Origin of the sequence: Pedococcus badiiscoriae, from assembly GCF_013408925.1 — a bacterium.
GTDB classification, from domain to species: Bacteria; Actinomycetota; Actinomycetes; order Actinomycetales; family Dermatophilaceae; genus Pedococcus; species Pedococcus badiiscoriae.
Genome location: NZ_JACCAB010000001.1, coordinates 2,030,321 through 2,051,479, shown reverse-complemented (window position 1 = coordinate 2,051,479; position 21,159 = coordinate 2,030,321). Strand labels below are relative to the sequence as shown.

Here is a 21,159-nt window from a genome sequence, read left to right as displayed (position 1 = left end):
GGCTCACTCACGCTCTGGGTCTCCTTCGAGGGCTGGGTCACGTAGGGCATCCTCTCGCACCATCCTGAACCACATGAACGCGGCAAAGCCGCCGAACACCCACCACTGCAGCGCGTATGCCGCGTTGCGCCACTTCAGCCCGCCGGTCACCGCGGGTGGTGGCACCCGTTCGAGGCCCGCGGGCACGGGGATCGCGGCGCCGGTGCCGGTGCTCTCCGTCTGGGCGAAGACGAAGGCGTTGTAGAGCTCCCCGCGCCAGTCGTTGACGAGCAGCGAGAAGTCGATGGAGCCGCGCGCCGGCCGCGGCCACCCCGGCACACCGGACGGCGCCGCGGCCGGAGCCTCCCCCGGCGCCAGCGAGCCGTCGACACTGACCGGTCCGGCCGGCGGCGCCACTGGCCGGCTGACGTCGGTGACGAAGCCCCGCACCACGGCGAGCCTGGCACCCGTCGCGGTCACGTCGAGCGGGGTGACGACCCAGTAGCCGGTGCGCCCCCCGAGCCGGCGAGGGCCGACGAGGAACTGGTCGGTCGCGGCATACGTGCCGATGGCGGTGACGGCACGGTTGGACTGGGGGTTCGGGAAGGCCTGGTGCGGGCGGATGACGGCCTCGACCAGGGCCGGGCGGGCCTCGTGCGCCTTGCGCAGCGCGTCGGCCAAGCCCTTGTCCTGGGCCACGTGCAGCTGCCAGAGGCCCAGCTGGGTGCAGGCCGCGATGATCACGAGCAGCAGGGCGAACAGGCCCAGCCACCGGGGCTTGAGGGCGGTTCGCAGCACCGGGTCAGGCTACGGGAAGCGCCCGGGCGTCGAGGACGAGGCCGCGGCGTTGTGCTCCAGCCACGATGCCGCCCCACTCCCCGGTGGCGCGGAAAACCGGTGTCGGAGCGTCGGCGCCGCGGCCTACGGTGGTGACCCTGATGCAGACGATCCCGTTCCCTGACCCAGGCCGCCCCGACACCCGCAGCACGACGAGGTTCATGCTCTGGGTCGCACGCAAGCAGTGGCGCACCCAGCTCCTCGGGATGTTCGCGGGCATGGCGTGGATGCTGGCGATCGCGCTGGTGCCCGCCGCGGTCGGCAAGGGGGTCGACGACGGCATCGTCCCGGGAGACCTCGGCGGCCTCCTGCGCTGGGCCCTGGTGCTGATCGGGCTCGGGGCCACGTGCGCGGCCACGGCCGCGATCCGGCACTACTTCGCCGTCTACAACTGGCTGTTCGCGTCCTACCGCGGCGCGCAGCTCACCGCACAGGGAGCCGAGCGGGCCGGGCCGGCCCTGACCCGGACCATGCCCTCCGGCGAGGTGGTGGCGGTGTTCGCCAACGACGTGATGCGCCTCGGCGGGCTGTACGACGTGATGGGCCGGTTCTCCGGAGCCGTCGTCAGCTACGCCGTGGTGGGCGCGATCCTGCTCGCGGCCTCGCCCGCCCTCGGCTGGCTGGTGCTGCTGGGCGGCCCGGTCATGCTGGCCAGCCTGAGCCTGATCGTGCGTCCTCTCCAGCGCCGCCAGGCCCGACAGCGCGAGGAAGCCGGCCGACTGACCACGCTCGGCGCCGACACCGTCGCAGGCCTGCGGGTGCTGCGTGGCATCGGTGGTGAGCAGACCTTCCTGCGACGCTACGAGGAGCAGTCGGCGCGGGTGCGCGAGCGCGGGTTCCAGGTGGCCGGCATCCAGGCGGCGCTCGACTCGGCCGAGGTGCTGATCCCCGGCATCTTCGTCGTCCTGGTGACCTGGCTCGGCGCTCGCGAGGCCGTCGCCGGTCAGATCACGGCAGGCCAGCTGGTCGCCTTCTATGGCTACACCGCGTTCCTCACCATGCCGCTGCAGACCGCCATCGAGGTGGTCGACCGCGGCATCCGGGCACAGATCGCGGCGGGCAAGATGCTGCGGGTCATGGCGGTCCAGCCCGACCACGACGCCTCGCGGACCGGCACCGCCGCCGTGCCCGCCGACGACGCCGACCTCGTGGACCCCCTGTCGGGCACCGTCGTGCGCGGCGGGCTGCTGACGGCCATCGTGTCGGCCCGCCCCGAGGACTCGGCGTCGCTCGCGGACCGGCTGGGTCGACACGGCCCCGGTCCGCACCAGACGACCTGGGGTGGCACCCGGCTCGACGACCTGTCGATCGCCGACGTGCGCCGCCACATCGTCGTCAGCGAGCCCGACCCGCGGCTGTTCACCGGCGTCCTGCGCGAGCAGCTGCTCGGCGACAGCGCCCGTCGGTCGGGCGTGGCCACCGACCGCGATGAAGGCGCCAGCAACGGCGGTCGCCCGGGCGCAGGCGCCGACTGCGAGGTCATGGCGGCCCTGACGACCGCGAGCGCACTCGACGTCCTCGACGCGGTCGCCGACGGTCTCGACGGCACCGTCGAGGAGCGCGGCCGCTCCTACTCGGGCGGACAGCGACAGCGCCTCGCCCTGGCGCGGGCCCTGCTCACCGACGCGCCGGTCCTCGTGCTGGTCGAGCCGACCAGCGCGGTCGACACCCACACCGAGGCCAGGATCGCGGAACGCCTCGCCGAGCACCGTCGCGGGCGCACCACCGTGGTGACCACCGTCAGCCCGCTGCTGCTCGGCCAGGCCGACGAGGTCGTGCTGCTGGAGGACGGTCTCGCCATCGCCACCGGCACGCACCGCGAGCTGCTGGCCCACCCGGCATACCGACAGATCGTGAACCGCGCAGAGGAGGACGACCAGTGATCACCGACCACGCCCGACGGACGCTGCCCATCGCCGACATGCGCGGCGTCTGGCTGCACACCCGCGGACTGGCGCGCCAGCACCGTGGCCTCGTGCTCCGCGTCCTGGGGCTGCACGCGCTGGCCGCACTCGCCGCCCTCGCCGCGCCGTGGCTGGTCGGCCGGCTGGTCGACGTCGTCACCGCGAGCCACGGCGACACCAGCACCGTCGACCGGATCGCGATCGGCCTCGCTGCCGCCGTCGTCGCCCAGACCGGGCTGACCTGGGCGGCGCGTCGGTGGTCGTTCATCCTCGGCGAGACGGTGTTCGCCCAGCTGCGTGAGCAGTTCGTCGGGCGAGCGGTCAACCTGCCGCTGTCGACCGTCGAACGAGCTGGCACCGGCGACCTCGTCGCCCGCACCACCAACGACGTCGAGGCGCTGTCGCACGTCGTGCGTTTCGGGATCCCCTCGTTGTTCGTCGCGTCGATGACGGTGCTCATGACGACGGTGGCCGCCCTGTTCACCTCACCGCTGGCCACTCTGCCGATCCTGCTGGGCCTGCCGTTCTACTGGTTCTCGACGAGGCGCTATCTGCGGCACGCCTCCGACGGGTACCTCTGGGAGCGGGCGACGTACGCCCAGCTCAACGGCGTCGTCGCCGAGACTGTCGACGGTGCCCGCACCATCGACGCCCTCTCGCTCACCGGCGTCCGTCGGGCGCGGTTCCACGAGGCGCTGCGCGAGTGCTTCCAGGCCGAGCGCTACACCCTGGGCCTGCGGCTGCACTGGTTCCCGGCGGTGGTCTTCGGCTACTACGTCCCCACCGCCGGGGCGGTGCTGTGGGGCGGCTGGCTGGCCATCAACGGCCACATCACCGCGGGGGCGGCCACGGCCGTGACCCTCTACATCCACCAGATGACCAACCCGCTCGACGAGGTGCTCGGCTGGCTCGACGAGATCCAGGTCGGCGCGACCTCGCTGGCCCGGGTCATCGGGGTCGGCGACGTGCCGCCGGACCGCGTCGCCACGGGTGAGCAGCCCGCGGGATCGGACCTCGCCGTCGACGACGTGCGCTACGCCTACCGCTCGGGCCACGACGTCCTGCGCGGGGTGTCACTCGACCTGCGTCCGGGCGAGCGGCTCGCGATCGTCGGACCGTCGGGGGCCGGCAAGTCCACCCTCGGCCGGCTGATGGCGGGCATCGACGGTCCACGCGAAGGCAGCGTCGAGGTGGGCGGTGTGCCGCTGGTCGACCTCACCCTGGGCCAGCTGCGCGGCGAGGTCGCCCTCGTCACGCAGGAGCACCACGTGTTCGTCGGCAGCCTCGCGGACAACCTCCTGCTCGCCCGACCCGGCGCCGCCCGCGACGAGCTCGAGGAAGCCCTGCGCGCGGTCGACGCCCACGAGTGGGCCACCGAGCTGCCCGAGGGCCTGGACACCGTCGTCGGCAGCGGTGGGCACCCGCTCAGCGAGGCGCAGTCGCAGCAGGTCGCGCTCGCCCGCCTCGTGCTCGCCGACCCGCACACGCTGGTGCTCGACGAGGCGACCTCGCTGCTGGACCCTCGCGCGGCGCGTCACCTCGAGCGCTCGCTGGCCGCCGTGGTCGAGGGCCGCACCGTCGTCGCGATCGCACACCGCCTGCACACTGCGCACGACGCGGACCGGGTCGCCGTCGTCGAGGACGGCGTGGTCAGCGAGATCGGCACGCACGACGAGCTGGTCGCCGCCGACGGCCCGTATGCCGCGCTGTGGGCTTCGTGGCGCAACCAGCCCAACGCCGCGGTCGTCGAGTGATCTGAGGTTCCTCTCGGGGCCCGGGGACCACGCCGGGATCACCTGACGACCTGGGCCCGGACAATTTCCGGGGCTCCGCGTAACCCCTGGTCAGCGGGGTCGTTGTCTGGGTGGTGTGGCTGGAGACCCACCCCCCGGCTCGTCTCCAGCCACGCCACCTGGGGGCGGTGGTCGGCGCAATGCAGGGGTTTGTGTCGCCCGCCGCCCTTGCCGCCGGATCGCGGCGCGTCGTATGGCGGCCGGTCGGATCCCGGCCCGCCAGATCGCGGGCCCGTCAGACCTTGGCGCTCTCGTGGGTGTAGCGGGTGACAGCCGGGTTGGCGGCCTTGACGGCCTCGAGTCGGCGGTAGCCCTCACCCTGCGCGGGACGCGGATCGGCCTCGCCCTTGTTGGGCCACAACGACATCGCCCGCTCGGCCTGCGCGGTGATCGTCAGCGACGGGTTGACCCCGAGGTTCGCGGACACGGCCGACCCGTCGACGACGTGCAGCCCCGGGTAGCCCCAGACCCGGTGATAGCCGTCGACGACCCCACGCTCCGGGCTGGAACCGATCGTCACGCCCCCGAGGAAGTGAGCAGTCAGCGGGATGTTGGCGATCTCGCCGATGCTGCTGCCGGCGAAGGCCTTCAGCCCGCTCGCCTCACTCAGCCTGGCGGCCACGGCCTTCATGGCCGCCTGCCCGGCTGGGATGTAGGTCGGGTTGGGTTCGCCGTGGCCCTGGCGTGAAGTGAGCCCGCGACCGCCGAAGAGACCCGCGGTGCCGCGCACGTGCAGGGAGTTGTCCCTGGACTGCATGACGAGGCCGATGATGGTGCGCTCGCTCCAGCGGTACTTCGACAGCGACCGGACGAAGATCACCGGGTGCTTGACGACCTCGACGACGAAGCGGAGGGGCCGGGGCAGCCACCCACCCGGAACTAGGATCGTCGCCATGAGACCCATCGCGTTGGAGCCCTTGCCGTAGCGCACGTTCTCGACGTGGGTGTCGGCATCCGGGTGGAAGGAGGAGGTGATGGCGACTCCCCTGGACAGGTCCATCCCCGGCTTGACCTTCTCCATCATCACGCCGTTGAGCGCCTCGGAGTTGGTCCGGGTGAGGTATCCCAGGCGGGCCGAGATGCGGGGCAGCGTCCCTGTCTGCCGCATCGCATGGAGGAGCTTCTGGGTGCCCCAGGTGCCACCGGCGAAGACGACCTGGTCCGCGGTGACGGTCTGCCGCGCCCGGCGGAACCACGCGCCGCTCGCCTCGTGCGTCACGGCATACCCGCCTTCGCGGCGGGGTGCGACGCCCACGACTGTGCGCATCGGCTCGATGGTGACCCCGAGCCGCTCCGCGAGGGCGAGGTAGTTCTTGACCAACGTGTTCTTGGCGCCCACGCGGCAGCCGACCATGCAGTTGCCGCACTCGGTGCAGCCAGTGCGCTCCGGCCCCGAGCCGCCGAAGTAGGGGTCGGGGGCGCGTCGGCCCGGCATCCCGTAGAAGACTCCCGTGGGCGTCTTGCGGAACGTGTCCTCGACGCCCATGTCGCGAGCGGCCAGACGCATCACGTCGTCGACGACACTGTGGCAGGGGTTGGTGACGACGCCGAGCATCGTCGAGGCCAGGTCGTAGTGCGGCGCGAGCTCGGACTTCCAGTCGGTGATGTCGCTCCACTGCGGGTCCTCGAAGAACGGCCGCGGCGGGACGTACAACGTGTTGGCGTAGTTCAGCGACCCACCGCCGACGCCGGCGCCCGCCAGGATGACCACATCAGGCAGACGGTGGATCCGTTGCACCCCAAAGCATTTCAGCCTCGGCGCCCACAGGTAGCGTCGCAGGTCCCACGACGTCCTGGCGAAGTCCTCGTCCCGGAACCGCCGGCCCGACTCGATGACGTGGACGCGGTACCCTTTCTCCGCGAGGCGCAGGGCGGTGACCGAGCCGCCGAAGCCAGACCCGACGACGACGACGTCGTAGTCGCTGTCGTGGTCGCTGCCGGTCCCAATGTCGATGCCGCTGTCGGGCCCGGTCATCGGCGTCCCAGGGCCTTGAGCACCGTCAGCGCACCGGTCATCAGCCGGGCGTAGGTCTCCTCGCCCATGCCGCCGACCGGCGCGATCGGCAGGACGTACTGCGCGGTGACGTTCTGGGACTCGGTGTACTTCAGGATGCCTTCGCTGCCGTGACGACGGCCGACCCCGGACTGCTTCATGCCGCCCATCGGGGAGGCGACGCTCCCCCACGCCGCGGCATACCCCTCGTTGATGTTGACGGTGCCGGCCTCGATCGAGGTCGCGATGCGACGTCCCCGGGCGACGTCGCGGGTGTACACCGCGGCGTTGAGACCGTACTCGGTGTCGTTCGCGAGGCGGATCGCCTCCTGGTCACTGTGCACCCGGTAGATCGACACGACGGGGCCGAACGTCTCGTCGTCGCGCAGCTGCATCGCGGCGGTGACCCCCTCGATGACCGTCGGCTCGTAGAAGTAGGGGCCGACATCGGGGCGGGCCCGGCCGCCGACGAGCACCCTGGCGCCCTTGGCGCGCGCGTCGTCGACGTGGGCGACCACCCGCTCGAGCTGCGCGGCCGAGACGAGCGACCCCATGTCGACGCCGTACGCGAGCTCCGCACCCAGCTTCATCTCGCCCACCGCCGCCACGAACCTGCGGGTGAACTCGTCCGCCACCGACTCGTGCACGAGCAGCCGCTCGATGGAGATGCACAGCTGCCCGGCCGAGGAGAAGCACGCCCGGACCGCACCCTCCACCGCCTTGTCGAGGTCGGCGTCGTCCGCGACGTACATCGAGTTCTTGCCCCCGAGCTCGAGGGAGTAGCCGACCAGGCGCCCCGCGACCGACGTCGCCACCTGACGGCCGGTCTGCGTCGAGCCGGTGTAGCAGACGTAGTCGCTGAGGTCGACGACTGCCTGCCCGACGGTCGGGCCGTCGCCGAGGACGACCTGCAGGACCGACTCGGGCAGTCCCGCCTCGGTCAGCAGCTGGACCGCGTGCAGCGCGGTGAGCGAAGCCTGCTCGTCGGGACGCAGGACGACCGCGTTGCCGGCCAGCAGCGCGGGGATCGCGTCGGTGATCGCGAGCGACAGCGGGTAGTTCCACGGGCTGATGATGCCCACGACCCCGCGGGCGTGGTGGTGGACCGTGCTCTGGGTGAGCACCGGGAAGAGCCCGGCCCGGCGGCGCGGACGCAGGTATGCCGCGGCGGAGCGGGCGTAGTGCCGCGCCACCAGGGCGACATCGGCCACCTCCTCGAACGCCTGGCGCCGGGTCTTGCCCGACTCGAGCTGGACGATGTCGAGCAGCTCGACCTGTCGCTCGAGGACGAGGTCGTGGTAGCGCAGGAAGATCCGCTCGCGCAGCTCCATCGGGGTGCGGGACCAGGATCGCTGGGCCGCGCGCGCGGCATCGACCGCGGAGGCGACGTCCTCCCGCGTCGACAACGGAAGCGATGCCAAGGGCGCCCCGGTCAGCGGCGTGTGGCTCACGAACTGTGCCCCGCGCGGGGCCGCGACCACCCGGCGAGCCAGGCGTCGGGCGAGCGCCGGGTCCACGGCATACGTCGCGGTGGGGTCGGTCTCGGGGTCGGCGATGAGGTCCGGAGCCATACCTCGCAGCCTAGGTGGGCGACCCCGTCATTACCAGAAGTAAGTTAGCCGCATCACGCACGCAGTGCGCCCCCCGAGAGCCCAGCTTTCGCCGCTGCGGGCGCGCGTGGAGCCCGAAAGCTGGGCTCTCGCGGCGAAGGGTGCGGGGTCAGCTGCGCTGGTACGGCGCGACGACGACCTCGACCCGCTGGAACTCCTTGAGGTCGGAGTACCCCGTCGTGGCCATCGCGCGGCGCAGGGCCCCGATGAGGTTGCTCTTGCCGTCGGCGGTGCGCCCGGGACCGAACAGGATCTGCTCCAGCGGCGCGAGGGCGCCGACCTCGACGCGCTCACCGCGAGGCAGCTCCGGGTGGTGGGCCTCGGAGCCCCAGTGGTGCCCGCGGCCTGGCGCGTCGGTGGCCCGCGCCAGTGCGGCACCCAGCATCACGGCGTCGGCGCCGCAGGCCACCGCCTTGACGATGTCACCGCTGTCGCCCATGCCGCCGTCGGCGATGACGTGGACGTAGCGACCGCCCGACTCGTCGAGGTAGTCGCGCCGGGCCGCTGCGACATCCGCGATCGCGCTGGCCATAGGCGCGTGGATGCCGAGCGTCCGCCGGGTGGTGTGCGCGGCACCTCCGCCGAAGCCCACCAGCACCCCGGCGGCACCGGTACGCATCAGGTGCAGGGCAGCGGTGTATGACGCGGCCCCACCGACGATGACGGGGACGTCGAGCTCGTAGATGAACCGCTTGAGGTTGAGGGGTTCGGTGCGACCCGAGACGTGCTCGGCGCTGACCGTCGTGCCGCGGATGACGAACAGGTCCACCCCGGCGTCGACGACGGTCTTCCAGAACTGCTGGGTGTGCTGCGGGCTGAGCGCGCCCGCCGCGGTGACCCCTGCCTCGCGCACCTGGCGCAGCCGCTCGGTGATGAGCTCGGGCTGGATCTGCGCGGAGTAGATCTCCTGCATCCGCGCGGTCGCCAGGGCCGGGTCGAGCGTGGCGATCTCCGCCAGCAGCGGGGTCGGGTCCTCATACCGGGTCCAGAGGCCTTCGAGGTCGAGCACCGGCAGGCCACCCAGCCTGCCGAGGGCGATCGCCGAGTCGGGCGACATGACCGAGTCCATCGGCGCCGCGATGACAGGGATGTCGAAGTGGTAGGCGTCGATCTGCCAGCCGACGGACACGTCCTCCGGGTCGCGGGTGCGCCGCGAGGGCACCACCGCGATGTCGTCGAAGGCGTAGGCCCGACGGCCGCGCTTGCCCCGGCCGATCTCGATCTCAGTCACCGCGCAAGGTTATCGGGCGCGGAGCCGACCGTGCGCCCACCCACCCCTGACGTCCCGTCGCCGAGTGAGGGGGCGGCCGACGACGGGACGCCCTTCTATCGTCACAGCGGCCAGTCCCGGTTGCAACGACGATCGCGGGCGCACCCCCTGCCCGAATGGCGGAAGCGCTCCTGACGTCACCCTAGGTCGTCCACGCGCGCGGCGACTCGGCCAGAATGCGTATGCCGTTCTGGACAGTTGCGGTGGTCGTCGCGGCGGCCAGCGCCGGCACCGCGCGGCCACGCGCACCGGGTGGGGTGCACGCGGCATACCCAAGGGTCAGTGGCGACCGCTGTAGTTGGGCGCCTCGACGGTCATCTGGATGTCGTGCGGGTGGCTCTCCTTGAGCCCCGCGGAGGTGATGCGGACGAACCGGCCACGCGCCTGGAGCTCGGGGACGGTGTGCGCGCCGACGTAGAACATCGACTGGTGCAGGCCGCCGACGAGCTGGTGCACGACCCCGGAGACGGGCCCGCGGTAGGCCACCTGGCCCTCGATGCCCTCCGGCACGATCTTGTCGTCGCTGGTGACGTCGGCCTGGAAGTAGCGGTCCTTGGAGTAGGACTTCTTGCCGCGGGACGACATCGCCGCCAGCGATCCCATGCCGCGGTAGGACTTGAACTGCTTTCCGTTGACGAAGATCAGCTCGCCCGGGCTCTCCTCGCACCCCGCCAGCAGCGAGCCGAGCATGACCGTGTCGGCCCCGGCGACCAGCGCCTTGGCGATGTCTCCGGAGTACTGGAGGCCGCCGTCGCCGATGACCGGCACCCCGGCCCGCCGACAGGCCAGTGATGCGTCGTGGATGGCCGTCACCTGCGGGACACCGACGCCCGCCACGACGCGCGTCGTGCAGATCGAGCCGGGACCGACGCCGACCTTGACCGCGTCGACGCCCGCGTCGACGAGCGCCTGGGCACCCGCGCGGGTGGCCACGTTGCCGCCGATGACCTGGACGTGGGCGGTGGCCGGGTCGGACTTGAGCCGGCGGATCATGTCGAGCAGGAGGCGCGCGTGTCCGTGCGCGGTGTCGACGACGAGCACGTCGACCCCGGCCTCCATGAGGGTCGTCGCCCGCTCCCACGCGTCACCGAAGTAGCCGACCGCCGCGCCCACCATGAGGCGCCCGTGGTCGTCCTTGCTGGCGTCCGGGAACTGCTCGGACTTCACGAAGTCCTTGACTGTGATGAGCCCGGCGAGACGGCCCTGGCCGTCGACGAGGGGCAGCCGCTCGCGCTTGTGCTGGCGCAGCAGTGCGGTGGCGTCCTCGCGCGAGATCCCGACCCCGCCGGTCACCAGCGGCATCGGGGTCATGACGTCGCGGACGCGGGTGGTCGCCCACTCCGCGACCGGGGTGAAGCGCAGGTCGCGGTTGGTGATCATCCCGAGCAGCGTGTTGTCCGGGGCGACGACGGGCAGGCCGGAGACGCGGTACTCACCGCAGATCCGGTCGAGCTCCTCGAGGGTGGCGTCGGGACCGATGGTGATGGGGTTGCTGATCATCCCCGTCTGGGTTCGCTTGACGAGGTCGACCTGGTAGGCCTGGTCCTCGATCGACAGGTTGCGGTGCAGCACCCCAAGACCGCCCTGGCGGGCCATCGCGATGGCCATCCGCGACTCGGTCACGGTGTCCATCGCGCTCGAGATCAAGGGCGTGCGCAGGGAGATCTCGCGGGTCAGGCGGGCAGTGGTGTCGACCTCCGACGGGATCACGTCGGTCTCGCCGGGCAGGAGCAGGACGTCGTCGTAGGTGAGGCCGAGCTTGCCGAACGGGTCGTGCTCCTCGAGCTCCGGAGCGGGCGACGCGGCGGACTCCCGGGCTTCGGCGGACTCCCGGGTCGGGGCGGGAGCGGACTCCTGCAGGCGTCGACGGGCTTCGAGGTCCACATCAAGGCTCATTGCCCAATCGTAACGGGCGCCGACCCGACCCGGAGCCACCCCTCGCAGGGCCGCGAAAGGGCCGCGAAAGGGCTTCGGAAGTGCCTCCGGAAGCGCCCGCGGACGAGGTGGCGGGGGCCCGTCCAGCATGCGGGACGGGCGAAGTCCCTCTGGGCGGCCTTGAACAAGTCCTTACGTTCTAATCCTGTTTCCGCAGGTCAGAGGGCGGTAGCGTCCGAGACGTGCGGCACCGTGCCGCAGGGAGAAGAGGGACGACATGGCTGAGTTGTCACGGCTTCCAGGCCCGGTTGCCGACCTGTGGGAATGGCAGCTGGACGGTTCCTGTCGCCAGATCAACCCAGAGGTCTTCTTCCACCCCGAGGGGGAGCGTGGGCCGGCTCGCCGGTCGCGTGACTCCCAGGCCAAGGAAGTCTGCCTGGCCTGCCCGGTGCTCAAGCAGTGCCGCGAGCACGCGCTGCGGGTTCGGGAGCCGTACGGCGTCTGGGGCGCGATGACCGAGGACGAGCGCGAGGCGTACTACGCGGGCCACACCGTGCCCGCGGCCAGCTGAGCGACCGACGGACCTAGACTCGGCTGCGTGAGCAGCCCCCTGGAACCGCCCCTCGAGGTCCCCATCCGTGACCAGTCGATCCGGCTCGGGCAGCTGCTCAAGCTGGCCGGCGTCGTCGACGACGGGGCCATGGCGAGGTCGGTGATCGAGCTCGGCGAGGTCACCGTCGACGGCGCCGTGGAGGTGCGTCGCGGTGCGCAGGTGCGCCCCGGCCAAACCGTCGGATATGCCGGCCAGCGGCTGACCGTGGTCACCGACGCCTGAGTTCCCGTCGCCTGAACTACCCGACGCCTGAGCCGCCCGCCGGCCACCACGACCCGGTCACTCACGGGGACACGGTCAGCAGCGCGTGCAGCATGCCGCGCGTCTCGGCACTGGCCGGCCAGGAGTCCCTGGGCTGCCAGTCGACCGTGAAGCGGTCGGCGCAGTCGCTGCTGAGCTCGACGAGGCGTCCCTGCCGGGTCATCGCCCGCACGACGAACAGGGAGCTCCCGGTCGTGCACGTGCTGCCGGGACTCAGGCTCGACCCCGCTGCGGCCAGGTCGGCGTTGAGCTGGGCGAGCTGCGGGGCCCCCAGGACGTTCCCTCGGATGGCGACGTACCGCGGCACCGTCGTAGCCATCGGTCGGGGGTGCAGGCAGGCGGTGGCCTTCTCCAGCACCGTCCCCCGCGGCAGGCTCGGGCGGGTCACGCTGGCGATGGCGCGGGTCCTGCCGAGCAGCGACGGGCACCCGAGGAACGGGTTGGTGGTCTCGGCCGGGCCCGGTCCCGGGTCGGCCGACTGCTCGGCCAGCGCGACGTAGTAGCTCGCCAGCGCCGGCCAGCCGTTGCAGGCCATGCCTTCGTTCGCATACGTCGTGATGCTGCCGTCCTTGCGCTGCAGCACCAGTCGGAAGGCCGGGCCCTGCGGGAGCGGGGCGCACTCAGTCCCGCCCGTGCGCGGGCGCAGCACGAGCGAGTCGACCGCAAGGGGCGCGCTGACGGGGGCGTCGGGCGGCAGGGAGCCGATCCAGACCGACCCCTCGTCGGTCTGGGCGCAGACGAGCACGGCGGCGACGGCCAGGCTGAGCGGCCCGCTCGGCACGACGGGCGGCGTCGGCGGCCCGAAGGACGTCCGACAGGCCAGCGCCACTGGTTGCGAGGGCCCCGGACTCGGGACCAGCCCGCCATCACCCCCTCGCGACACCAGGCCGCCCACGAGGGCCACGGCCACCAGGCCGGCCCCGGCCAGGGCCCAGCCGCGCACACCCCGCCTCCACCCGGCATACGACCTCGGCCGGCCGACGAGGCCGTCGACGGACGGGTCCTGCGGCGGCAAGTCCGCGAGGGTCGCCCGCAGGCCGTCCTCGTCGAGGGCGAGGTCGGTCAGGACGGTCTCGAGGGCGTGGACGCGGTGACGGTGGACCGCCGCGACCCCCTCGTCGAGCGCATCGGCGACCTGGGCCTCGCTGAGGCCGTCGAAGGACCACAGCACGAGGACCGCGCGCTCGCGACGGGACAGCCGGTCGAGCGCCCGGAGCACGTCCGCCTTCGTCGGCGGACCGGAGGCCGGGGCGCGCGCGCCACCGGGTCCGGCACGCGGGTCCTGGCCACGCTTCCGGTCGGGCTCCTCCTGGCCACGGGGCCGCCACCGGCGCCGCAGGTACGTCGCCACGAGCGATCTGCGCAGCTCCGCGTCGTAGGACCCGGCGCCGACGTCGGACAGGTGGTGCCACTGCGGCCAGCTGCGCACCAGCGTGGCTCGGACGAGGTCCTCGGCGCCACGGTCGTCCCCGACCAGCAGCCAGGCCGTCCGCAGCAGGTCGGCACCCCGCGCCACGACGTACTCGTCGAAGCTGGGAGGTTCGGCGAACCGATCCGCCATGGCCCACCTCGCTCTGCGCACCTGCTTTTGCACGACCGCGCTTTTCGCATCGTATGCCGACCGCGGCACGACGAAGGCCCGTCCCCTCGGGGGGACGGGCCTTCGTGAGGTGTGCCGCGCGGCTCAGGGCCGGGCGTCAGGCACAGCTGCCTCGGTCAGTGGCCGTGACCGTGACCGTGGCCGCCGGCGGCCTCCGGCTCCTCTTCCTTCTTCTCCACGACGAGCGTGTCGGTGGTGAGCACCATCGACGCGATCGAGGCGGCGTTGACCAGCGCGGAGCGGGTGACCTTGACCGGGTCGATGACGCCCGCCTTGATCAGGTCGCCGTAGTCGCCGGTCGCGGCGTTCAGGCCGTTGCCCGCGTCGAGCTCGCGCACCTTGGAGACGGCGACGTAGCCCTCCATGCCGGCGTTCTCGGCGATCCAGCGCAGCGGCTCGGCCGAGGCCTTCCGGACGATCAGCGCGCCGGTGGCCTCGTCACCCTCGAGACCGAGGTCGTCGATGGCGGTGGAGGCGTGCACGAGGGCGGAGCCGCCACCAGCGACGATGCCCTCCTCGATGGCCGCACGGGTCGCCGAGATGGCGTCCTCGATGCGGTGCTTCTTCTCCTTGAGCTCCACCTCGGTGTGGGCACCCACCTTGATGACGCAGACGCCACCGGCGAGCTTGGCGAGGCGCTCCTGGAGCTTCTCGCGGTCCCAGTCGGAGTCGGTGCGCTCGATCTCGGCCTTGATCTGGTTGACCCGGCCGGTGACGTCGTCGGAGTTGCCGCCGCCGTCGATGATCGTGGTGGTGTCCTTGGTGACGACGACGCGGCGGGCCTGGCCCAGCACGTCGAGGTCCGCCTGGTCGAGCTTGAGGCCGACCTCCTCGGAGATGACCTGGCCACCGGTGAGGGTCGCCATGTCCTGCAGCATCGCCTTGCGACGGTCACCGAAGCCGGGCGCCTTGACCGCGACGACGTTGAACGTGCCGCGGATCTTGTTGACCACCAGGGTCGACAGCGCTTCGCCGTCAACGTCCTCGGCGATGATCAGCAGTGGCTTGCCGGTCTTGACGACCTTCTCCAGCACCGGCAGGACATCGGCGATGGCCGAGATCTTGCCCTGGTTGATGAGGATGTAGGCGTCCTCGACCACGGCCTCCATGCGCTCTGCGTCCGAGACGAAGTACGGCGAGATGTAGCCCTTGTCGAACTGCATGCCCTCGGTGAACTCGAGCTCGGTCGTCGCCGTCGAGGACTCCTCGACGGTGATGACGCCGTCCTTGCCGACCTTGTCGAACGCGTCGGCGATGGTGGCGCCGATGGTCTGGTCCTGGGCGGACAGCGCTGCGACCTGGGCGATCTCGTCCTTGCCCTCGATCTCGCGAGCGTTCTCGAGCAGCCGGGCGCTGACGGCCTGGACCGCCGCGTCGATGCCGCGCTTCAGGCTGGCCGGGGCGGCGCCCGCGGCAACGTTGCGCAGGCCCTCCTTGACCATGGCCTGGGCGAGGACGGTGGCCGTGGTGGTCCCGTCGCCTGCGACGTCGTTGGTCTTGGTGGCGACCTCCTTGGCGAGCTGGGCACCGAGGTTCTCGTAGGGGTCCTCGAGCTCGATCTCGCGGGCGATGGTCACGCCGTCGTTGGTGATCGTGGGTGCGCCCCACTTCTTGTCGATGACGACGTTGCGGCCCTTCGGGCCGAGGGTCACCTTGACCGCGTTCGCGAGCGCGTCAACGCCGCGCTCCAGCGACTTGCGGGCGGAGTCGTTGAACTCCAGCGTCTTAGCCATGAAAGTCCTTCTCTAGCAGTGGAGTACAGGGATTGAAGGCAACGTGCCCTGTATGCCGGCAGGCCGGCATACAGGGCACGTTGCTCACGCGGTGCGGATGCTCAGCCGACGATGGCGAGGATGTCGCGGGCGGAGAGGATGAGGTACTCCTCGCCGCCGTGCTTGATCTCGGTGCCGCCGTACTTGCTGTAGATGACCCGGTCGCCGACGGTGACGTCGAGCGGGACGCGGTTGCCGTGGTCGTCGATCCGGCCAGGACCGATCGCGAGGACCTCGCCCTCCTGGGGCTTCTCCTTCGCGGTGTCCGGGATGACGAGGCCAGACGCGGTGGTCTGCTCGGCCTCGACGGACTTGACGACGATGCGGTCTTCGAGCGGCTTGATGGAAACCGACACGATGATGACCTCCCCTTCGGGAATGTCGAAGTTGGACAGGTGGATGGTGGTGCTTGGTGCTGTGGTGCTGAGGTCACGGCCTGGCGGTCGCCGTCGCGGGGATCGACCGACTGGCTGCGTTAGCACTCGGCGAACCGGAGTGCCAACGCAAATCTAGGCTCGCGGTTAGCACTCGGTCAACTCGAGTGCCAGAGATTGTCCGTTGCGTTCGCCACGAGCGGACGGACAACGCCTGGGGGACGGACAAACCAGTTGCCGAGCGCGGTCCGCGGGAGGCAGGGTCAGCAGCGTGACCGACACCCACGAGACCTCCGCCGCGCTCCTGCGAGCCTACGACGCGCAGCTGCGCGAGGAGCGCGAGGTGACCTCGTCCCTGGACACCGCCCGGCTCGGGCCGCTCGTGCTCGCGACGTTCATGGGTGGGCGCGGCTTCATCACCTACCGGAGCCTGGACACCGACGACGGTCCAGCCACCCGAGACTCGGTCGCGCTGCTCGTGGAGCAGGCCCTCGAGCACTACCTGGTGAAGCCCGAGATCACCCGGGTCGAGTGGAAGACCCGCGGGCACGACCACGCCCCGGGCCTGCACGACGCCCTCGTCGCCCACGGGTTCACCCCCGACGAGCCGGAGTCGATCATGATCGGTGAGGCCCAGCTGCTGGCTGGGGACGTCCCGTTGCCGGAAGGCGTCACCGTCCGCCGGGTCACCGAGGAGGGCGACGTCCGGGCCATGTGCGCGATGCAGGCCGAGGTGTTCGGCGACGACGAGGCGCAGGCGCAGGACCGGGCGGATGAGATCCTGAACCGGCTGCGGACGCGCGACGACCTGGAGATGTGGGTCGCCGAGCACGACGGCACGATCGTCAGCGCCGGGCGCCTCGAACCCGTCGCCGGGACCGAGTTCGCCGGCATCTGGGGCGGCGCCACCCGACCCGCGTTCCGCGGACGCGGGATCTACCGGGCGCTGACCTCCGCCAGGGCGCGTTCGGCCATCGCCCGCGGCAAGCGCTACATCAACAGCGACTCGACGGAGTTCTCCCGTCCCATCCTCGAGCGATCGGGCTTCCTCAAGGTCTCGACGACCACCCCCTACGAATGGCGGCGCCCCTAGCCCGCTGCCCCGCATGGCCCGCATGGCCCGCATGGCCCGCATGGCCCGGTCAGCACCCGCCGTACGACAGAATGCCGGGCATGGACCTGGCTCTGCTGCGACGGCTGACCACCGGCGAGGGCTGGGGCCTGCTGCAGTCCCTCCCCCCGTACGACGAGGCGGGCGCGCTGGCGCTGCAGCAGCGCTTGCGGGACGCCGGCTTCGAGCCCGACCTCGTCGCCGCCGCGCTGAACCAGGCCCGGTTGCGCGCCAAGGGCCAGGACAAGTTCGGCGAGTTCGCCCGCGGCATGGTGCTCACCTCCGACGGCCTGGAACAGGCGACCCGGCTCGCGGTAGCTGCCCAGCACGCCCAGCGCTTCCGGGCCGCGGGCATCCACACCGTGTACGACCTCGGGTGTGGCATCGGCTCGGACGCCATGGCGATGGCAGGCCTCGACCTGCGGGTCAGAGCCATCGACGCCGACGAGGTGACCGCGGGGATCGCGGCGGTGAACCTGCGGCACTGGCCGGACTCCACGGCATACCAAGGGCTGGTGGAGGAGTTCACCGCCCCGTTGGGTGAGGGTGCGCGTGGCGTCGGGGCGTGGCTCGACCCGGCCCGACGGACGCCCGGCGTGGCCGACGTGACCGGTCGCACCCGGAGGGTCTTCAACCTCGCCGAGATCTCACCCAGCTGGACCACGGTCCAGGAGGTGGCCCGCGCGCTGCCCGCAACCGGGGCCAAGCTGAGCCCCGGCTTCCCGCACGCGGCCGTGCCCCCGGGCGCCGAGGCGCAGTGGACCTCCTGGGACGGCGACGTCGTCGAATGCGTCGTCTGGTGGGGACCACTGGTCCGGACGGCCGGTCGCACCGCCGCGGTGCTGCGCGCCTCCGGGCCTGCCGTGGTCGTCACCGAAGCGGACGGGGACGGCGTCGCTCCCCCGCTGCAGAACCTCGCCGCCGTCGGGGCTTGGCTCTACGAACCCGACAAGGCCGTGCTGCGTGCTGGCCTCGTGGGGGCGCTCACGGCGGCGACCGACGGGGCCGAGCTCGACGCCGGAGTGGGTTACGTCGGGTCGAGCCGGTCCGTCGACGTCCCCTTCGCCAAGAGGTATGCCGTGGTGGAGGCGATGCCGTTCAACGTCAAGGCCCTGCGTGGCTGGCTCCGCGACCACGGCATCGACCGGCTGACCATCAAGAAGCGCGGGGTCAGCGTCGACGCCGACCTGCTGCGGCGCCAGCTGAGGCTGCCGGCCAAGGGCACCCAGGAGGCGGTCGTGATCCTGACGCGGGTGCGCAGCAACCAGGTGGCTATCATCGTGCGCCCCGCCTGACCTCCCGCCCCTGTCCCTCCCCCTCCCCTCTCCCCCGGTCGATGTAAACACCGGTGATTCCCGGCGTGTTTACATCGACTCGCGGAGGGGGCGGTCAGGAACTGGCCCCACGCCGTGACCACCTCGTATCCTCGGCGGCAATGCGTTCCCCTCACTCCACCGGCTCGGGCCGCCATCGCGCCACCAGGACCCGCCGCTCCGCGGTCCTGTCGGGCCTGCGTCGCCCGAGCCTCGGGACGGCCGTCAAGGGTCTGGGCCTGATCGCCTCGGCCCTCGGGGTGGCCGTCGCCTTCGCGGCGCCTCCCGGGCCGCAGGTCCTCGAGCTGACGGCCGCACAGGTCCGGCCCCCGGTCGAGGCGCGCGCCGAGCCAGTGTCGGCGCCGGCGAGGGTCACCCGCTACGGCGTCATCGGGTTCACCGCGCAGCCGGTGCGGCCGACGAGCAAGGCCTCCAGCACCGCCCGGGCAGCACGCAGCACCTCGGCCGTCTCGCGGGACACCTCCCGCGCCGGCCTCAGCAACGTCGGCGGCATGACGCCCAACGCGATCGCCGTCATCAACGCCGTCACGAAGCAGTTCCCCGGAGCCGGTCCGTTCGGCGGCTACCGCCCCGGCGACCCCGGGGACCACGGCACCGGTCACGCCGTCGACATCATGTGCGGCACGGCGCAGGGCAACGAGATCGCCAGCTTCCTGCAGGCCAACGCCGGCACCCTGAACATCAAGTACCTCATCTGGCGTCAGCGCATCTGGTATCCCGGCGGCGGCAGCTGGCAGGGCATGGCCGACCGGGGCAGCCCCACCGCCAACCACTACGACCACGTGCACGTCTCGGTCCTCTAGCCCTTCCCTCGTTCGATGTAAACGCGCCGGGGATCCCCGGCGGGTTTACATCGACCGGGTCAGAGGGTGGCGTCAGAGGGTGGCGTCAGAGGTCGGGGTCAGGCTGGGCGCCGCGGTGCCGCACGGCTGCCGCCCCTGCCTCGCTGGCTGCCCTGACCGCGTCGTGCCGCGTCGCCCCCGCGGCCAGTGCCGCGGCCAACGCACCGCAGAACGCGTCGCCGGCCCCCGTCGTGTCCAGCACGTCCGCGGCATCAACCGGTATGCCGGGTGACCGCTCCCCGTCCCAGCTGCACCCCGCTGCGCCGAAGGTCACGAGCAACGACGCGGGGGCGGCATCACTGTCGGCCAGCTGGAGCGCCTCGTGCTCGTTGACCACGAGCGGGTCGGCAAGGGCCACGACATCTCGCGGCAGGGCGGCATACGGGGCGGCGTTGAGGACCACGCGTGCCCCACGCCCGTGGGCGGCGCGAGCGGCAGCCGCAACGGTGCGCAGCGGCACCTCGAGCTGGAGCAGCAGGACGTCGCCCTGCCCGAGCTCGGCCAGCTGCCCTGCCAGGTGGTCGGCGAAGTCATCGGCCGGGTCATCGGCCGGGTCGCGGGCCGGGTCATCGGCTGTGACGTAGGCATTGGCGCCCGGGATGACGACGATGGAGTTCTCGCCGTGCTCATCGACCGTGATCCAGGCCTGACCGGTGGGACTGCCGTCGACGACCCGGACTCCCGACACGTCGATGCCCAGCGACCGCAGGCGGTGGAGGTAGGCCTGGCCCGCGTCGTCGGAGCCGACCGCCCCGAGGAACCGCACCTCGGCGCCGGCCGCTGCGGCAGCGACCGCCTGGTTGCCGCCCTTACCCCCGGCCAGGCGGTGCAGCGGGCCGTCGGCGAGGACGGTTTCGCCCGGTCCCGGGTGGCGCTCCACCGCGGCGACGAGATCGACGTTGAGCGAGCCCAGGACGACCACCAGCCCCATCAGCGCATCCCGCCGCTGACCGTGTCGAGCCACAGGGTCGCGTAGCGCTGCGCGTCGACCTCGAGGCAGACGTCGATGCTGGCCGGGGCCTGCCCGTGGGGGTCGTGCGAGAGGTCACCCGACCAGTCCCGTCGGTCGACGATCGTGCGACCGCGCGACCAGGTGCCCGCCAGCTCGACCCGCACAGGGAGCTGCTCGCGGCGGACCCCGGCCGGTTCGAGGACGGCGCAGACCGCTCCCGCGTCGCCGATCGTCGCGTCCGGGGAGCCGAACCGCTGGCACTGGAACTCGATGAGGCGTCCGGCCAGCTCAGCCGCGTCGTGGCCACCCGGCGCCGCCAGGGTGCGAGCCGTCTCGAGGCTGACTCGCGGCGCGTAGAACACGTCGAGGCCGTACATCGTGACGGGGATGTCGAGCTCGGCACAGGCGTCCAACACCACGGCCGCGGCCTCGGGGTCGTGGAAGACGTTGAACTCCGCCGACGCCGTCGCGTTGCCGACGTGAGCCGCTCCGCCCATGAACACGATCTCGCGAATCCCCTTGGCAGCACTGGGATAGGTCCGCAGCAGCAGCGCGATGTTCGTCAGTGGCGCGAGCGGGATGAGCGTGACCCGATGGGCATCGTCGGCGTGAGCGGCAGCCTCGTCGAGCACGTCGCGGAGCAGCTCGACCGCATGGCGCGGGTCCGGGGCACGCTCGGACCTGGCCCAGTCGAGGTCGCCCATCCCGTCATGGCCGTGGACGTGCCTCGCGTCGACCGGTGCTTCCAGCAGGGGGCGTTCGGCGCCTCTGGCCACGGGGACGTCCGCGCGTCCCGCCGCATCCAGCACGGTCAGGGTGTTGGCGACGACCGGGTCGACCGCCGCATTGCCCCCCACGCAGGTCACGGCACGCAGGTCGAGCGCGGGGTGCAGAGCTGCGAGCAGCAGGGCGCAGGCGTCGTCGACCCCCGTGTCGACGTCCAGGACGACGGGAATGGCCATGCGGCGATCCTGCCAGAGGTGAGCTGGCTCCAGCCGGAGACTGCACCCCCCGGCGCGGGACCGCCGTCGGTGTTTCA

Annotated in this window: 17 protein-coding genes; 7 read left to right on the top strand and 10 right to left on the bottom strand. The window is 71.9% G+C overall.

Annotation, left to right across the window (positions count from 1 at the left end):
- Window positions 1-3 precede the first annotated feature (3 nt).
- Window positions 4-777 carry an SURF1 family protein gene (locus BJ986_RS09815; RefSeq protein ID WP_179421816.1) on the bottom strand — a complete coding sequence of 258 codons (774 nt, stop codon included), beginning with the start codon at window positions 775-777 and terminating at the stop codon, window positions 4-6.
- A 140-nt stretch (window positions 778-917) separates the two neighbouring features.
- Between BJ986_RS09815 and BJ986_RS09810 the strand changes: the two genes are divergently transcribed.
- Together BJ986_RS09810 and BJ986_RS09805 are read left to right on the top strand one after the other, a co-directional pair.
- Window positions 918-2,699: an ABC transporter ATP-binding protein gene (locus BJ986_RS09810; RefSeq protein WP_179423713.1), complete on the top strand. Its 1,782-nt coding sequence runs from the start codon at window positions 918-920 to the stop codon at window positions 2,697-2,699.
- A gap of 38 nt (window positions 2,700-2,737) precedes the next feature.
- A complete protein-coding gene (locus BJ986_RS09805; protein ID WP_179423711.1) occupies window positions 2,738-4,474 on the top strand; it encodes an ABC transporter ATP-binding protein in 1,737 nt (578 codons plus the stop codon).
- Window positions 4,475-4,748: 274 nt separating this feature from the next.
- Here BJ986_RS09805 and BJ986_RS09800 read toward each other — a convergent pair whose 3' ends face one another.
- The 4 genes from BJ986_RS09800 to guaB form a co-directional block, all read right to left on the bottom strand.
- Window positions 4,749-6,488, bottom strand: a complete 1,740-nt coding sequence (locus tag BJ986_RS09800) for a GMC oxidoreductase (protein ID WP_179421815.1) — start codon at window positions 6,486-6,488, stop codon at window positions 4,749-4,751.
- Window positions 6,485-8,077 (bottom strand): succinic semialdehyde dehydrogenase, encoded by a 1,593-nt coding sequence (locus tag BJ986_RS09795; protein WP_179421814.1) that lies wholly within the window; start codon window positions 8,075-8,077, stop codon window positions 6,485-6,487. The genes BJ986_RS09800 and BJ986_RS09795 overlap by 4 nt, the downstream gene beginning before the upstream one ends.
- Window positions 8,078-8,225: 148 nt before the next feature.
- Window positions 8,226-9,347, bottom strand: coding sequence for a GuaB3 family IMP dehydrogenase-related protein (locus BJ986_RS09790; RefSeq protein ID WP_179421813.1), 1,122 nt, complete (start codon window positions 9,345-9,347; stop codon window positions 8,226-8,228).
- Between the two features lie 318 nt (window positions 9,348-9,665).
- On the bottom strand, window positions 9,666-11,282 hold the full coding sequence (guaB, locus tag BJ986_RS09785) for an IMP dehydrogenase (RefSeq protein WP_179421812.1): 1,617 nt from the start codon (window positions 11,280-11,282) through the stop codon (window positions 9,666-9,668).
- A 256-nt stretch (window positions 11,283-11,538) separates the two neighbouring features.
- Between guaB and BJ986_RS09780 the strand changes: the two genes are divergently transcribed.
- The gene (locus tag BJ986_RS09780; RefSeq protein WP_179421811.1) at window positions 11,539-11,832 is read left to right on the top strand and encodes a WhiB family transcriptional regulator; all 294 of its coding nucleotides are present in this window, start codon (window positions 11,539-11,541) and stop codon (window positions 11,830-11,832) included.
- Between the two features lie 27 nt (window positions 11,833-11,859).
- A complete protein-coding gene (locus BJ986_RS09775) occupies window positions 11,860-12,096 on the top strand; it encodes an RNA-binding S4 domain-containing protein (RefSeq protein ID WP_337795102.1) in 237 nt (78 codons plus the stop codon).
- 61 nt (window positions 12,097-12,157) lie between these two features.
- On the opposite strand, the gene BJ986_RS09770 is transcribed toward BJ986_RS09775, so the two are convergent.
- The 3 genes from BJ986_RS09770 to groES form a co-directional block, all read right to left on the bottom strand.
- Window positions 12,158-13,696, bottom strand: a complete 1,539-nt coding sequence (locus BJ986_RS09770) for a sigma factor-like helix-turn-helix DNA-binding protein (protein WP_179421810.1) — start codon at window positions 13,694-13,696, stop codon at window positions 12,158-12,160.
- Between the two features lie 155 nt (window positions 13,697-13,851).
- Window positions 13,852-15,468, bottom strand: coding sequence for a chaperonin GroEL (groL, locus tag BJ986_RS09765; protein ID WP_179421809.1), 1,617 nt, complete (start codon window positions 15,466-15,468; stop codon window positions 13,852-13,854).
- A 101-nt stretch (window positions 15,469-15,569) separates the two neighbouring features.
- On the bottom strand, window positions 15,570-15,863 hold the full coding sequence (groES, locus tag BJ986_RS09760) for a co-chaperone GroES (RefSeq protein WP_179421808.1): 294 nt from the start codon (window positions 15,861-15,863) through the stop codon (window positions 15,570-15,572).
- Window positions 15,864-16,152: 289 nt separating this feature from the next.
- Between groES and BJ986_RS09755 the strand changes: the two genes are divergently transcribed.
- The 3 genes from BJ986_RS09755 to BJ986_RS16390 all read left to right on the top strand — a co-directional run bounded on the left by BJ986_RS09755 (window position 16,153) and on the right by BJ986_RS16390 (window position 19,129).
- A complete protein-coding gene (locus BJ986_RS09755; protein ID WP_179421807.1) occupies window positions 16,153-16,974 on the top strand; it encodes a GNAT family N-acetyltransferase in 822 nt (273 codons plus the stop codon).
- 80 nt (window positions 16,975-17,054) lie between these two features.
- Window positions 17,055-18,287 carry a THUMP-like domain-containing protein gene (locus BJ986_RS09750; RefSeq protein ID WP_179421806.1) on the top strand — a complete coding sequence of 411 codons (1,233 nt, stop codon included), beginning with the start codon at window positions 17,055-17,057 and terminating at the stop codon, window positions 18,285-18,287.
- Between the two features lie 140 nt (window positions 18,288-18,427).
- On the top strand, window positions 18,428-19,129 hold the full coding sequence (locus BJ986_RS16390; RefSeq protein ID WP_179421805.1) for a VldE C-terminal domain-containing protein: 702 nt from the start codon (window positions 18,428-18,430) through the stop codon (window positions 19,127-19,129).
- A gap of 85 nt (window positions 19,130-19,214) precedes the next feature.
- Here the strand turns inward: BJ986_RS16390 and BJ986_RS09740 are convergent, their stop codons facing one another.
- Window positions 19,215-20,099 (bottom strand): PfkB family carbohydrate kinase, encoded by an 885-nt coding sequence (locus BJ986_RS09740; RefSeq protein WP_179421804.1) that lies wholly within the window; start codon window positions 20,097-20,099, stop codon window positions 19,215-19,217.
- Window positions 20,099-21,082, bottom strand: coding sequence for a nucleoside hydrolase (locus BJ986_RS09735; RefSeq protein WP_179421803.1), 984 nt, complete (start codon window positions 21,080-21,082; stop codon window positions 20,099-20,101). The genes BJ986_RS09740 and BJ986_RS09735 overlap by 1 nt, the downstream gene beginning before the upstream one ends.
- Window positions 21,083-21,159 lie beyond the last annotated feature (77 nt).

What these genes read in the sequence shown, in the direction of transcription:
- guaB (WP_179421812.1), bottom strand. Translation starts at nt 11,282, where the DNA reads ATGAGCCTTGATGTGGACCTCGAAGCCCGTCGACGCCTGCAGGAGTCC.
- BJ986_RS09735 (WP_179421803.1), bottom strand. Translation starts at nt 21,082, where the DNA reads ATGGCCATTCCCGTCGTCCTGGACGTCGACACGGGGGTCGACGACGCC.
- BJ986_RS09770 (WP_179421810.1), bottom strand. Translation starts at nt 13,696, where the DNA reads ATGGCGGATCGGTTCGCCGAACCTCCCAGCTTCGACGAGTACGTCGTG.
- BJ986_RS09800 (WP_179421815.1), bottom strand. Translation starts at nt 6,488, where the DNA reads ATGACCGGGCCCGACAGCGGCATCGACATTGGGACCGGCAGCGACCAC.
- BJ986_RS09780 (WP_179421811.1), top strand. Translation starts at nt 11,539, where the DNA reads ATGGCTGAGTTGTCACGGCTTCCAGGCCCGGTTGCCGACCTGTGGGAA.
- BJ986_RS09795 (WP_179421814.1), bottom strand. Translation starts at nt 8,077, where the DNA reads ATGGCTCCGGACCTCATCGCCGACCCCGAGACCGACCCCACCGCGACG.
- groL (WP_179421809.1), bottom strand. Translation starts at nt 15,468, where the DNA reads ATGGCTAAGACGCTGGAGTTCAACGACTCCGCCCGCAAGTCGCTGGAG.
- BJ986_RS09740 (WP_179421804.1), bottom strand. Translation starts at nt 20,099, where the DNA reads ATGGGGCTGGTGGTCGTCCTGGGCTCGCTCAACGTCGATCTCGTCGCC.
- BJ986_RS16390 (WP_179421805.1), top strand. Translation starts at nt 18,428, where the DNA reads ATGCGTTCCCCTCACTCCACCGGCTCGGGCCGCCATCGCGCCACCAGG.
- BJ986_RS09810 (WP_179423713.1), top strand. Translation starts at nt 918, where the DNA reads ATGCAGACGATCCCGTTCCCTGACCCAGGCCGCCCCGACACCCGCAGC.
- BJ986_RS09750 (WP_179421806.1), top strand. Translation starts at nt 17,055, where the DNA reads ATGGACCTGGCTCTGCTGCGACGGCTGACCACCGGCGAGGGCTGGGGC.
- BJ986_RS09805 (WP_179423711.1), top strand. Translation starts at nt 2,738, where the DNA reads ATGCGCGGCGTCTGGCTGCACACCCGCGGACTGGCGCGCCAGCACCGT.